Origin of the sequence: Acinetobacter sp. YH12126 (assembly GCF_013418745.1) — a bacterium.
GTDB classification, from domain to species: domain Bacteria; phylum Pseudomonadota; class Gammaproteobacteria; order Pseudomonadales; family Moraxellaceae; genus Acinetobacter; species Acinetobacter amyesii.
In genome coordinates this window covers 185767-199352 of sequence record NZ_VPBM01000006.1, presented here as the reverse complement: position 1 = coordinate 199352, position 13586 = coordinate 185767, and the positions used below count along the sequence as shown (strand labels likewise).

General features: G+C 36.6%; 8 protein-coding genes and 1 pseudogene. 1 reads left to right on the top strand and 8 read right to left on the bottom strand.

Annotated features, from left to right (window positions below; translation table 11 throughout):
• Nucleotides 1–37: 37 nt before the first annotated feature.
• Genes FTU62_RS05675 through FTU62_RS05665 form a run of 3 tightly spaced genes read right to left on the bottom strand, consistent with a single transcriptional unit; the run spans nucleotide 38 to nucleotide 6076 of the window.
• The gene (locus FTU62_RS05675) at nucleotides 38–1873 is read right to left on the bottom strand and encodes a response regulator receiver domain (RefSeq protein WP_180102109.1); all 1836 of its coding nucleotides are present in this window, start codon (nucleotides 1871–1873) and stop codon (nucleotides 38–40) included.
• Nucleotides 1874–1885: 12 nt separating this feature from the next.
• The gene (locus tag FTU62_RS05670; RefSeq protein WP_180102108.1) at nucleotides 1886–4861 is read right to left on the bottom strand and encodes a sensor histidine kinase; all 2976 of its coding nucleotides are present in this window, start codon (nucleotides 4859–4861) and stop codon (nucleotides 1886–1888) included.
• Between the two features lie 39 nt (nucleotides 4862–4900).
• Complete coding sequence (locus FTU62_RS05665; protein WP_180102107.1) at nucleotides 4901–6076, bottom strand: DNA cytosine methyltransferase; 1176 nt, start codon at nucleotides 6074–6076, stop codon at nucleotides 4901–4903.
• 1060 nt (nucleotides 6077–7136) lie between these two features.
• Here FTU62_RS05665 and FTU62_RS05660 point away from each other — a divergent pair.
• A pseudogene (locus tag FTU62_RS05660) lies at nucleotides 7137–7826 on the top strand (cupin domain-containing protein).
• 5 nt (nucleotides 7827–7831) lie between these two features.
• Here FTU62_RS05660 and FTU62_RS05655 read toward each other — a convergent pair.
• The 5 genes from FTU62_RS05655 to FTU62_RS05635 are packed head-to-tail and all read right to left on the bottom strand — an operon-like array spanning nucleotide 7832 to nucleotide 13586.
• Nucleotides 7832–8431, bottom strand: coding sequence for a gamma carbonic anhydrase family protein (locus tag FTU62_RS05655; protein ID WP_180102106.1), 600 nt, complete (start codon nucleotides 8429–8431; stop codon nucleotides 7832–7834).
• Between the two features lie 39 nt (nucleotides 8432–8470).
• The gene (locus FTU62_RS05650) at nucleotides 8471–9412 is read right to left on the bottom strand and encodes a PaaX family transcriptional regulator C-terminal domain-containing protein (protein ID WP_111884656.1); all 942 of its coding nucleotides are present in this window, start codon (nucleotides 9410–9412) and stop codon (nucleotides 8471–8473) included.
• A 56-nt stretch (nucleotides 9413–9468) separates the two neighbouring features.
• Nucleotides 9469–10761, bottom strand: coding sequence for a phenylacetate--CoA ligase PaaK (gene paaK, locus FTU62_RS05645; protein WP_180102105.1), 1293 nt, complete (start codon nucleotides 10759–10761; stop codon nucleotides 9469–9471).
• 46 nt (nucleotides 10762–10807) lie between these two features.
• Nucleotides 10808–12028 (bottom strand): 3-oxoadipyl-CoA thiolase, encoded by a 1221-nt coding sequence (gene pcaF, locus FTU62_RS05640; RefSeq protein ID WP_180102104.1) that lies wholly within the window; start codon nucleotides 12026–12028, stop codon nucleotides 10808–10810.
• Between the two features lie 10 nt (nucleotides 12029–12038).
• Nucleotides 12039–13586: a 3-hydroxyacyl-CoA dehydrogenase gene (locus FTU62_RS05635; protein ID WP_180102103.1), complete on the bottom strand. Its 1548-nt coding sequence runs from the start codon at nucleotides 13584–13586 to the stop codon at nucleotides 12039–12041.

Here is a 13586-nt window from a genome sequence, read left to right as displayed (position 1 = left end):
TAACCTATCTATGGCGAAATCTAAAAATGAAACTTAGTTAATGAAAAAATTTATCACTGTAATTCAGGCCAATTCTTGTTTGATTTGCCCCCAACTTTTGCAAGAAATTCAGAGCATAAGCATATCTAAGCTCTGCTACAATCGTAGCTGTATAATCTTTTGTCATTAAACCTATATTCGTTAAGGAGTCTTGATCTTCTCCCCCATCATTTTTCCTTAGACAAGTTAAGCGAACTTGAGGACAAGATATGTCAAATACTCCGTGATTATGTGCAAAAAAGACATCCCATTTTGGATTCTTTTTTCCTAAGGAAATGTAATAAGCCTTAATCTCCCCAAACTTATCCCGTAAAAATAAATAATTATTAGTATTAGCCTCTTCATTTGCCTTTTGAATATTAGGTTCTTGAGTTAATTGGACTGCCTTAACAACTGTAAAATTTTTACCTATTCTTTCTTCCCAATCTCCTTGACGTTGTCCTGGTACTAAATCACAAGATGGTGATAAACATAGCCAGAGTTTATTTTCAATTTCTAATATTGATCCTGTGGTCAAATGTGTAGTACAAGGAGGGATAGAACAAGAAAAAGCATTCAAAGTTGATAAGACATCATTCTTATGTGCATAATTCACATCAAAAAATAATTGAACTATTTTTTTTTCGTCATTTTCATAAAGTGACATTAAACTATCACATAGTTTTATTGAAAAATCTCTTAAAGCTGGCTTACTTGCGCGTCCCAGTTGCTCCCAATGAATATCTATAGCTTTTTCATGTTGAGATAAATCTTTAGAGGAGTTTTTCAACAAATTAAATAACCAACCAGCTTGAGCATATTTATTATTAGCAATCTTATTTGCGTGTTCTAAGCCAATTTCGTCAATATAGTGACGGATTTTTGCTAGTAATAAAAACATAGGTGATGGATTCAATTTAACTAAAGATTTATATAATTGACCATATAATTCTTCCTCAATAGGACAATCATTTTTCTTTATTACAGAAATAAAAATATTATCTGTACAAATGTAATTAACATCACTTTCCCAACACCATTTTACTTCTGAGATATTACGAGTGCCTGTTAGGGTTACATTTAATTTAGATATTACTTTTGAGCCAAACCACTGAGTAATATCTTTCTCACTAAGATCTGTAATATCTTTCCTAATCGCATTTGTTAATTGTTTAATGTCATTTGCATATGGGTTAAATAAATTTGTTGGTTTTTGGGGGAAATAAGCATCCTTTTCCTCTTCAATACTAATTAGTTCTATAATTCTTTTGATGTCGAAGTTGATGTTTAAAAAAGAATATAATTGGCCATTTGGATCATTAACATCTAACCAATCTTCTATTTTATCATTTAGATCATCATTTAATTCAAATAAGTGTTTATTTGGTTTTTTTATAAAATCACATAGTATTTCATTATAAACTTCTTCAATATTATGATCTAATCCATTAGTATGAACTAAAACAAGATTATAGTGGTTATTATTATCTAATTTATTTAAAATAGATCGAGCTTTCCCTCCATCATGGTCTATACTCCCATTTAGATGATAATCTAATATAACTAAATCACTATGTCTTAGTCTCTCTGGAATATGATTCTCTCCATCCAATTTTGGCGTATTTCCATCAAATACATCAACTACCCATTCTTTTTTTTGATGGCACATTTCTATGATGTTTTTTAGTCTTTCAAGATTCTCAGGTTTGTATTTTCCTACAGGATCTTGAGTAGTTTGAAGATTAGTAATAAGACTATTTAAAGTTGGGTATTCATCATCTATCACCATTACACTTCTAATTGGTTTTATAAACGCTTCTTCAATTAACTCATTATAAACATTTGTATCTAACATTCTAATAAAACCTTAATGGTTCCCCATACCTTTAAATTGAATTACAAAATTTGCACCTGATAATAACTTTTTGTCATCTATAGTTTCATATCTAATTTGATGGCCACTTGCTTGAAGATTTTGTTTACACAAGTATAGGCCAACACCTCGTCCACCTCTTTGTTTTCGAGTAAAAAATAAAGAAAATAAACTACTTATGTCGTCTACATCTACTCCTGGCCCACTATCTGCAATAATTACCTCTCCATTTCTAACATCCAATAATATCTTTCTTTCCTGATCATTAAATTGTGTCCAATATTGTGCATTATTAATTAAATTAATAAAAACAGGTAAAATTCTAGAAACAGTATCCATTATTTTAATTTTTAAAAAATTATCAGATACTATTAATTTAATATTTTGACTTTCAAAATATTCTGAAAAATAGTTATTTATATAAGTAAAGATTTCTTCACCTGTGATTGGTCGAACAACTTGTTCTCCAGATAATTTAAGTGGCGATAAAAATTGCAATTTATTAATTAATGAACTGTGTGTATCTGTTATTAACTTTAAAATATTTTCCTGTTTTTGAGTTAAACTCTCTTGGGATAATATTTTTAAATTAGTGCTAATAGTTTTATCTAGACTTTGTAATTCATGTCCAATTATTTCAACAGTAATTCCTAATTGTGCAAGGGCATAAAACCTTGATAATTCGCTTCGGTATTTTTCTGATTCATTTAGACTATGGATTGCTACCCCCTCCAGGTCAATTTCTTCATTAATGCGCTCTAAAGCGGTAATATATGGAGTTAACTTTTGAGAATTATCTATCTCGATTCTTTCTTGTCCATCTTCTAACTTATCTAAAGCCTCAGCCATAGTAATTCTTTGAAGTTTTACATCTTCTAGTATAGATTCACCAAATATTTTAAATTGTTGCCGGCAAAGTTTTATTAAATCATCCAACTCACTAGATTGTTTGGCTACCATACTTTTGCCTTGAGATGCTAGAGTCGTAATTTTATTGTTTACGCTAGAAAGTTTTGAGCGGTAAATTTCTGAAATTTTTTCAAAGTCACTTTTATCTTTTGAATCAAGAATAGCCTTATTGATCACTAAAGAAAGATCTTTTGTAAGCTCTTTAGCTAGTAATTCATATTTCCTATAAGATCTGTAAGCATCGGTAATCCGCCCTAAATTAACAGGAATAGGGCTTAAAGAAAAAGATTGTGTAATATCATTTAAATCATCAATTTTTTTCTTTAGTAGCTGGAGTTCATCTAAATTCTTTTTTTCTAATTCCTGGCTAATAGTATTTTTATATACCTCTAAGGATTTTATATGTTGTAATAAACTGTCAGAATTTTCCTTTATAGCTTTTCTGATCCTAGCCTTCTCTTTCGATTGTAATTTTTTCTTATCAGCTTCTGCTTTTTCTTTCGCTTTAGCTTCTTTAATTGCATCAATAGTCGGCTTTCTAATGTCTGATTTAGATCCAAAATATTTATCAGCTGCATCTAAGAGTATTTTTTCAACTATTTCTCGAAAAATTTTAGAAGCTTTATTATCAATAAAACCCTCTCTACCAGCTTTATCTTTTAAATTGGGATTATTAGCTCTTGTAATTGCCACACGACCAAACACACGTCTATTGGCCCAGAAATATCTACCAGCATTTTTGGAGCGGCGATATTCAATTTCAAAATAGTCATTATCCTCTCGCCCATATGGCATTACTCTTAATCCATCACGATAAACTCTAAATCCTGCATATTTTTCGGCTTGTTCCTTAAAATGTGCATGTTGTGCATCTGTTAATGATGTACTACCAATTTCCTGTTCAAATGTCCCAACACGTAAATGAAATTCTCCCACAAAAGTATCTTTACGTGTTTTATGGATTGCTTTCGGTGATATTTTAACGTTTTCTATCCATTCACCGAAAACTTTTACTCTACCTGTGAAATATCCTTGACTGTCAATATTTCCTTCAAGAACATGTTCTAAATCTTCTAATTTACTTATATCGAATTCAATTGAATCCCCAAGAATAGTTTTTGGAGAAATTCCATTCCAGATTTGAACGAGATATTTAAAGTCTTTTATTGAAAGTTCATCATCTTTGCAGAATGGATCCGTAAAATTAGATAAAGTTTGGAAAAATCTTTCACGCGCTTTTTTTTCTGTATCAGGTACATTTAACAAGGATGTAGATGAAACTTGATATATAAGATCATCGTTAAGTTGAGATATAAACATAGCTGTACCATGTGAAACTTCACCTTTAGCTACAGACCATACTTTAAAATGTTTCTCAAAAAATACTTCAGAAATTAGTGTATTTACTATTTTTGCTTTTGTTGTTTCCTCCTTTGGAATCTCATTGTCTAACTCTTGTTGTGTAAACCTTTCCCAAGCTTGAGCTAATCGTACATTTCTATTGTGATCATCTTTGTCACCCCAGATATTACCCATCAAAGTATCAAATAACTCTGGTAATAAGCTATATATTTCATTGAAACTTTCAAACTCCTTAACAGGAATCCTTAAATCATTTAGATATATAAATGGATTTTCAAATAGGCGCCAATCAATTAACGCTGCTACAAAATTTCCATTTTTTCTTTTTGAAACTAATAATAATAGTGCCCCTAAAGCAGCACTTGATAAACGACCAATACCTTTTTGTCCTTGTTTAGGTCTTAGTGCTAGCCCGTTTCTGTCTTCGAGAGCTATTTCAAAACCATCTGTCTTCGATTCCGTACCAACAGTCAACCATTTATTTTTAAACTCTGTGATATCCATTCCATGGCCATCATCTACCACGCATGCGACTGGAATTTTTCCATCAAAAATGTGTAATGCTACATTTCGAGCATAGGCATCATATGCATTTTTCCATAATTCAGAAACTGCAGTAGGACAATCTGCAATTTGTTCACGCCCCAAGTGATCAATTGTTCTAGCTCTTGTTTTAAAAAATGAATATTTTTCATCCATATTTAAATTCTCGAATTTCTCGTTAATGCGATTCTTGCTTTAATTTGTATTTTTTAAATTTAAGCAAATCTGTTTAATTAAAATAGTACTTAATTTTGGCGGAACAGCATTACCAATTTGCTTTGCTTGATTCGTTGCAGAACCACAAAAAATAAAATTATCTGGAAATGACTGTAATCTAGCTGCGTGTCTTAATGTTATGCCATGATTTAACCAAGGATGAACAAATCTACCTTTAGATGGATTGTTACAACCTGTTGTAATAGTATTACTCGGTTGATCAATAATTATACGACCATATACATCTTTATGACCTTCATATCCATTTGAATGGCACTTTAATCTGTGTTTTTCACCAGCATCTTCTCTACTCCCATTCAACTTAGTATCAGCAAACCGCTCTATCATTTTGGCGCTTGGTTGCATATGGATATTACAAGGATCATTTTCCTGTAACGCTTTACCAAACTCAAGACTGTTTAGAATTTCATAAGCTTGTAATTTAGAAACTTTTAACTTGGGAATAAAGTATTCATGAATGTATCTTTTAGCAATATCTTCTGGCATCGGTTCAAAAACTGATGATGCAGTTTTCCAAGTAGGCAACATACCGGAGTTAGGTGAAAAATGTGTGGGTTTTGGAGGGAAAAAGATATTAGGATGAGAGAGATCTATTCTGACCCCATAAATGAATACACGTTTTCGATTTTGGGGAATGCCATAATCTTTAGCATTTAAAATATTACAAAATTTAATTTCATAGCCTTCAGATTTTGCAAGCATTAAAAATTTTTCTAAATATTCTGCATGTCTTTTCCATAAAAGACCTGAAACATTTTCAACCAAGAATGATTTTGGACGAAATTCATGTACAACTTCAAAATATCTTAATAGTAATGAATTACGAGGATCATCTACTCCTGAATCCTTAATTCTATGTGTTGAAAAGCCTTGGCATGGAGGGCCACCTAAGATTAGGTCTAATTCCCCAATTTGTAAATTCAGGTCTTCTCTTAATTTAGATAAATTAACTTGGTTGATGTCATCGTTAATTAATTTCACCCCAATTTTTTTTTCTTCAATGAAATTTAGCCTATACGTATTAGATGCAGATTTATCTAACTCAATAGCAGCAACTACATCGACACCAGCTTCATAAGCACCTAATGTAAATCCTCCCGCGCCGGCAAATAAATCTATAGCTTTCAGTTGCATAGTTTAAACTTCTTAGAAGCACTCTTATTCACATAAAATTGAATAATAACATGATTCTAATAACCAAAATTATAATTATAAATTATCAGATCAAAAATTATTCTTGAATTTTCAAATCCATTTTTTTAAGGAGGATTGAGTAAATTCTGAACTTTTTGTGAATTTTGGTTTTTAAAAAGAATTTTTATAACTAGCTTCATGAACATAAGGTTTGATATTTTGACTAAAAAATATATAACATATTGAATAATAAAAACTATATTTAAAATTTATTTATGAACTTGACTTTAGGTAAACATAAGTTAATTAAGGTATTATGCAAACCTAAACATGATACTGACCTATTGTCTGGCTTACGTAATTCTCTGATTCTTTAATTGGCACAAAAACTATTCTTATTTTCTCACATTGATCACTTGTTTAATGCTTTGATTCCAAAAAATTGTCACATGACGTTTTTCTTAGGATTTACTATAGTACATCGAAAATGACCCTATTTTCCCAGAGTCATCTTGTTATGTGTCATATTAACGCCAAGCAATCCTCTCAGCATATTTGAAAAATTTGATAACGTTTTAAAAGTAAATAATAGCCATCTTTAAAATCACCAAAACAACCAAGCAACTGCATGCCTTCTAAAGAAAATTAACGTAAGTCCATATCACATCATGACTATGTAAAGTCGCAATCTTCTCGTACGAAATTCCGTCTTCGGCTTGAAATTATAAAATTTTGGGCGCTGTGGAGCAGTTAAAGTCGCAACAGGTATTTTGTTTATAGATAATTACAATGCTGATCTTGCTACGCGGTGTAAGGATACTTTTGAACCGCTAAATTGAACCATGAATTGTCTTAGTATCTCCTTGTACTGAGCCCCTTGTGATCACTCGGACCTGCCTCCCCACCTTTACATGCAACCGACATCCCTCCTTCCCATTTCAGTCCGTTGCACTGCAATTCACTTGATAATTCAACTACTGACATAGTGTTTAAACTCGTATAGTGTTGTTGAAAAAGTTACACTTATTTTCTCTTTAAATTTACAAACGTGTATTGTGTTATGCATCTTCATGCTGATTTTTCAAAACTAATTATCATAACTCCGCAAAAATACTAATGGGTTAAATCTCCAGGTGGTGAAGTCAATCGTATGATGCTTGACCGAATTGGTGCAGAAAAGGCACGTGCCACGAGTATTGTAGAGTTTACTGCAAAATCTCAATTTCCTGAACATTCGCATCCACTTGGTGAAGAAGTTTTGGTTTTAACTGGAACATTTACTGAAAATGAGGATCAACACTATCTTGCAGGATGGTATATGCGTAATCCACATCAATCTAGCCATCGGGTATCGAGTGAAATGGGTTGCCAAATTTTTGTCAAACTCATGCAAATGACAGAACATGAAGTGACTCCAACACGCATCAATACTCATCACCCAAAGCATTGGCACATTCAGCAAGGTCGAAAAATCTGCTCCTTATTTAAATCAAATATTGAACAGACTTTTTTGGAAAAATTAAAATCCAATCAATGCATGGCTGAAAGTGCTGAACATGGCATTGAAATTTTTATCCTTACAGGTGCGCTTAGCTCAGCACACCATGTATATCCTATGGGAACCTAGATGCGCTTCCCTTCAGATTATGATATTGATCTAAACGCCACCGAATTAGGTGCAACGCTGTATATCAAAAGCGGGCATTTACAACATGCAAGAGACGTTTGGACAGATGAATTGAATATGTGAAGAGCTTATATCTGTTGCTTTAAGACATGATCTGCCTGAAAATTTTTATAGGTTAAACGTTCCGCTGTGTCATGGGGTAAAGGTTCTACCACTTGCAGACTGTTGAGACAACGCTCGGTTAACTCAATGTACTGCGCCGTACCATGACGTTTCCAAGCAATTTCTTGATCGGTTAAGGCTCTCACCACCCGTGCAGGACTGCCCAATACCAGCATATTATTAGGAATCTCTGCTTTTGCCTTAACTGTACTGTTCGCACCTACAATCACATTATCCCCAATCACAGCTTCATCGAGAATTACGCTATTCATGCCAATGAGGGCATTCTTGCGTACCACACAGCCATGCAAAATAGCACCATGCCCCACATGACCATACTCTTCCACTAAAGTCACACTGTTTGGAAACCCATGAATGGTACAAGAGTCTTGAACATTGGCATTTTTTTGAATATGAATACGGCCAAAGTCAGCACGTAAGGCAGCAAAAGGTCCAATATAAACCCCTGCCTCAATAATCACATCGCCAATCAACACGGCGTTTGGGTGTACATAAGCCTGAGGATCGACCACAGGAATCACGCCATCAATGGCATAGCACGGCATTGTTCTATCCTTATTGTTAATTTTAAATTAGACGCTAACTTAATAGCTCAAATCTGGCTGTTTTAAACCACCAAAACGTTTATAGAACTGTGGGTGTGCGGGCGGCATACTGCCTTCAGCCGTACGTGCAACATTTAAGAAAAACTCATCGCCTGCCATAAATACCGCCTGATACAAATTGGTACTTAAATTACGTGCAATTAACGACAGCCAGTCCGTCGGTAACAACTCAAATGGTAAATTTGGATCTTTAAGTAAAATACGACGGAACTGATGAATCAATAAGATACGAATTTGAAAGGCTTGGACGGCATCTATTTCTTCATCTTGCTCGACAAAATAGAAAAACTCACGAAAATCACTAATGAATTTTTCATAGCGTTGATGTAATTCTTGAATGGGCCAATTCACAACCACCATACGTTTAATCGTAGGATAAGATTCTTGCCAAAGTTCTAGGGTTTCGGCACGAAACACCACCACTTGATCGGTCATTTGATGACTGAGTAATAAATTTTGCAGCTTTTGTTGATCACAGCCCGGATATGCCATGACATTGGTCGCGATATTGGCAAAACCTAACCATTCAAGCTCTTTCTTTAAGACCAATTTATTTTCAAGTTCAACTGAGCTAAGGAGCACCAAGTCCCACTTTTTATCCCAATCTTTATGACTAAAGCCATAAATTTTCTGATCAGCCATGATAAAACGCTGACGACTACTTTCCGTAATACGGTAATAACTGGTGCGCCCAATTTTCTCTGAACTGAGCCAGCCATTTTGTACCAAACGAAAGACCGCCGTACGCACTGAACGTTCATTCAAGCCAAATACGTCCATTAGCTGAATTAAGCTCGCAAGACTGATGACACCGCCACGGTGATAAATGCTATCACCAAAAATGGTCATGACCAATGAAGTCCCACTGAGCGCTTCACGTTGAATAAACTCATCAATAATTTGTTTTAATTTAGGATTCATTGCGTTTTCATTTACCTGTGAATTGCCTGATGAGCCTAGTCATCAGGCATGTTCATTTAAGCGGATTGTCGAATATCAAACACGCGCTGCGCTTTGCCTTCAGAGCGAGGTAAACTCCCTTCATTCAGCACTTCAACACTCACACTAATCCCCACCATAGTTTTAATTTGTGATTTCAATTGGTTTGCAAGCCGCGTCGCCAATTGAGGACTGCTATCTTGACGCATTTCAGTGCGAATATGCAATGAATCCAAGTGTCCTTGCTTACAAATATGAATCTGATAATTCGCAATTAATTGTGGAATTTGCAAAATTTGCTCTTCAATTTGTGATGGGAACACATTCACACCACGAATAATCATCATGTCATCACTGCGACCTACAATTTTATCCATACGACGCATGGTACGTGCTGTGCCTGGCAGTAAACGCGTCAGATCACGGGTACGATAACGAATCACCGGCATGCCTTCTTTGGTGATGGTAGTAAAAACCAATTCACCCAGTTCACCATCTTGCACCACTTCACCCGTTTCAGGATTGATAATTTCTGGATAGAAATGATCTTCCCAAATGGTTGGACCATCTTTGGATTCTAAACATTCCATTGCTACCCCAGGACCCATGACTTCAGATAAGCCATAAATGTCTAAGGCATCAATACCTAAACGCGCTTCAATTTCTTTACGCATTTCATTGGTCCAAGGTTCAGCACCAAATACACCAGTTTTAATAGAGCAGTCTTTGGCTGAACCAAACTTTTTCTCAAGAGCTTCAATGATATTCAAGCAATACGATGGTGTCACCATGAGTGCTGTTGGTTTAAAATCGTGAATTAACTGCGCTTGTTTGTCTGTTTGCCCGCCTGACATTGGAATGACAGTAGCACCCAAACGCTCTACGCCATAATGTGCACCTAAGCCACCGGTAAATAAACCATAACCATACGACACTTGAATGGTGTCTTTACTGCTTAGCCCTGCAGCACGCAGCGATCGTGCGACTACGTCCGACCAGATATTGATGTCATGTTGGGTATAGCCAACCACCGTCGGTTGACCTGTGGTTCCCGATGAAGCATGTACGCGCACAATTTGCTCTTGAGGCACCGCAAACATGCCAAATGGATAATTGTCACGTAAATCTTTTTTGGTGGTAAAAGGAAATTTTGCTAAGTCCTCAAGATGTTTAAAATCATCCGGATGTACACCTGCTTCATCAAACTTTTGCTTATACACCGTGCTGTTATGATAAGCATGATTGAGCGTCTTTTTTAAACGCTCAACTTGCAGTTGACGTAATTCATCTACAGATGCGGTTTCGATGTGTTCCATTGCATTTTTATTCATTGTCTTACTCCTTACGCAGTCATCGCGACAGCTTGTTTTATGTCAATCAATTACGTCCTGAATTGATATTTTCGAGTATTAAGGCAACACCTTGCCCAACGCCCACACACATGGTGCAAAGCGCATATTTCCCTTGTTGAATTTTGAGTTGATGCATTGCGGTAAGGACTAAACGTGTACCACTCATGCCAAGTGGATGGCCCAAAGCAATGGCACCACCATTTGGATTGATACGTGCATCATCATCCGCTAAACCCAGTTCACGAATCACAGCTAAAGCTTGTGCTGCAAAGGCTTCATTGAGTTCAATCACATCCATTTGCTCTAAAGTTAAGCCCGTTTGTGCTAAAACTTTACGCACTGCAGGTACAGGCCCAATACCCATATAACGTGCTTCTACACCGGCACTTGCAATCCCTAAAACTTTCACTTGGGGAGTTAAACCATGCTGCTCAGCAAAGGCGTTATTACCTAAGAGTAAACATGCAGCACCATCATTGACACCTGATGCATTGCCTGCTGTGACTGAACCTCCTTCTTTACGAAATGGTGCTTTAAGTGCATTTAAAGCCTCTAGTGTGGTTTCTGCACGTGGATGTTCATCTAGAGCAACACGCACTACACCTTTTTTGCTTTTAATCTCGACTGGTAGAATCTCACGCTCAAAGCGATCTTCAGCCTGTGCTTTTGCGACTTTTTGCTGACTGTTGTAGGCAAATTGGTCTTGATCGGCACGGCTGATATTGTATTTTTCTGCCACGTTTTCAGCAGTTTCAGGCATGCTGTCGACGCCAAAATTGGCTTTAAATAGCGGATTGATAAAACGCCAACCAATAGTGGTATCAAAAATTTCAGGTGTACGGCTAAATGCACTCGTCGGTTTAGACTGAACAAAGGGCGCACGTGACATGTTTTCCACCCCACCCGCTAATACAAACTGCGCTTCACCCGATTTAATCGCACGTGAAGCAAGCCCCACTGCATCAAGACCTGAAGCACATAAACGGTTCACGGTAATGGCAGGTACACTATCAGGTAAACCGGCAAGCAAGCTTGCCATCCGTGCCACGTTACGATTGTCTTCACCCGCTTGGTTGGCACAGCCGAGAATCACTTCATCGACCTCCGTCCAAGGCAAATTTGGATGTTGTTGCTTCAAATACTGAATCGGCAATGCAGCCAAATCATCTGTACGAATACTACTTAAACCACCGGCATAGCGCCCAATTGGGGTACGAATCCCATCAAAAATAAATACGTCTTGCATCATTTTATCCTTAACTGGCAGCGCGTAATGGCTGCTGCGTTGACACATGTCCTTGTGCCGCTTTTTTTAATAAATATAGATTAGGACGATAACGCTCTTCACCATAAATACGATACAGATTTTGCAAAGTCTGTAAAATAATGTTGTATCCTAATTCTTGTGCCCATTGGAATGGTCCTTTAGGATAATTCACAGCAAATTTCATGGCTGCATCAATGTCTTGTTCAGACGCAATTTGATGTAAAACGGCCTCGCATCCTTCATTGACCAACATGGCAATAGTGCGCAGTACATATAATCCTGGATGATCCTGAGACCAAATCGGAATAATATTTAGACCGATAAACAACTGTTCAATCGTTTTTTGATCTATCGCTGTACATGCTGGTGAAGCTGTAACTGCAATGGCTTTGGCTTGTGACCAATCGCCATGCCAATCCATCAGTACCACTTTTTGTGTTGCATAATCAATCTCGGCAGATTGCCCCATTGATAAACGTAAAGACACATCACCAATGAGAATTTCAGCCGTAGGCGCCGCTTCAATACGCAGATTAATATGTAAAGATTGTTGCAATAGTGCGATTAAACCATGTGAATGTGACCAATCACCTTTGACCACCACCTCATTTTTTTCAGGTGATTTACTGTAAATCACAGGGAGTTGATACACTTTTTTAGAATGTTCCGTTCGATAGTCATAAAAACCCTGTTGAGTTTTGCGACCGAAACAGCCTGCATCGACTAATTCTTTTTGAATTAAGGATGGACGATAACGCGGTTCATCAAAAAAGGCATCATAGACACTCTGTGTGACAGAAAAATTAATGTCTTGGCCAATTAAATCGGTCAGCTCACACGGCCCCATCGAAAAGCTTCCACATTCACGCATGATAAAATCAAGTTGCTCAGGTGTGGTCGCATTTTCCTGCAGGGCACGAAATCCTTCCGCATAATAAGGACGTGCAATACGATTGACGATAAACCCTGGGGTGGATTTGGCACGTACTGGCACTTTTTTCCATGCTGTCATCAAGCTGACTAAAGCATCAGAAATTGCTGGGTCTGTTTTTAAGCCTGCAATCACTTCCACTAACTTCATCACTGGTGCTGGGTTAAAGAAATGCAAACCAACCACGCGTTCTGGATGTGGAATATTGGCAGCAATCGCAGTAATCGAGATTGAAGATGTATTGGATGCAAAGATCGTCTCAGGCGAGCAGATATCAGCAAGCTGTTGAAATAGCTTTTGTTTAACGTCTTTGTTTTCTACAATCGCTTCTACAATCAGTTGGCTGTCTGCTAATTCGTGTAAATCCGCTGCCACGTTTAAATTGGACAAGGTCAGTTGCAAGAGATCAGCCGCCATTTTTCCGGCATCTACACGTTTTTGTAATTGCTGTTTTAGTGCAGCAAAAGCACTTTCTACACGTTGTGGATCGACATCATACACATGGGTCGGATGGCCATGCATGGCCGCCAATTGTGCAATGCCGATGCCCATGGTACCGGCACCAATCACTGCCACAGGGGCATGCTGTAAGTGAAGTTCTGCCAT

Bases quoted from the DNA above. Each gene is read 5' to 3' on its own strand.
- FTU62_RS05675 (WP_180102109.1), bottom strand. From the start codon at position 1,873: ATGTTAGATACAAATGTTTATAATGAGTTAATTGAAGAAGCGTTTATA.
- FTU62_RS05670 (WP_180102108.1), bottom strand. From the start codon at position 4,861: ATGGATGAAAAATATTCATTTTTTAAAACAAGAGCTAGAACAATTGAT.
- FTU62_RS05665 (WP_180102107.1), bottom strand. From the start codon at position 6,076: ATGCAACTGAAAGCTATAGATTTATTTGCCGGCGCGGGAGGATTTACA.
- FTU62_RS05655 (WP_180102106.1), bottom strand. From the start codon at position 8,431: ATGCCGTGCTATGCCATTGATGGCGTGATTCCTGTGGTCGATCCTCAG.
- FTU62_RS05650 (WP_111884656.1), bottom strand. From the start codon at position 9,412: ATGAATCCTAAATTAAAACAAATTATTGATGAGTTTATTCAACGTGAA.
- paaK (WP_180102105.1), bottom strand. From the start codon at position 10,761: ATGAATAAAAATGCAATGGAACACATCGAAACCGCATCTGTAGATGAA.
- pcaF (WP_180102104.1), bottom strand. From the start codon at position 12,028: ATGCAAGACGTATTTATTTTTGATGGGATTCGTACCCCAATTGGGCGC.
- FTU62_RS05635 (WP_180102103.1), bottom strand. From the start codon at position 13,586: ATGGCAGAACTTCACTTACAGCATGCCCCTGTGGCAGTGATTGGTGCC.